Source organism: Streptococcus sp. CCH5-D3 (assembly GCF_001556435.1).
Classification (GTDB): domain Bacteria; phylum Bacillota; class Bacilli; order Lactobacillales; family Streptococcaceae; genus Streptococcus.
In genome coordinates, this window is the sequence record NZ_LSIW01000031.1 from 1 (window position 1) to 213 (window position 213).

At 48.8% G+C, this 213-nt stretch carries 1 protein-coding gene; it reads right to left on the bottom strand.

Going from position 1 to position 213, the window contains the following annotated elements:
* The coding region (locus AX662_RS10655; RefSeq protein WP_331709201.1) for a hypothetical protein at positions 1–213 on the bottom strand (213 nt) is incomplete at both ends.

A 213-nucleotide genomic window follows, 5' to 3' on the forward strand; every position in this document is an offset into this window, starting at 1 on the left:
GTGTCTTAGTGCCGGCTTTACCTGTAAGGTCTGTATCGACAACTGGTTTAGCTGGCGCTTCTGTATCTGCGCTTGCTGTAGCTGGGTCACTTGCTTCTGATACATTACCTGCTGGGTCTGTAGCTTTCGCTGTTACCGCACCTGCTGGAATCTCAACAGTTGGTGTGATAGTCGCTTTACCATTTTCATCAGCTGTGGCTTCACCAATCTTGT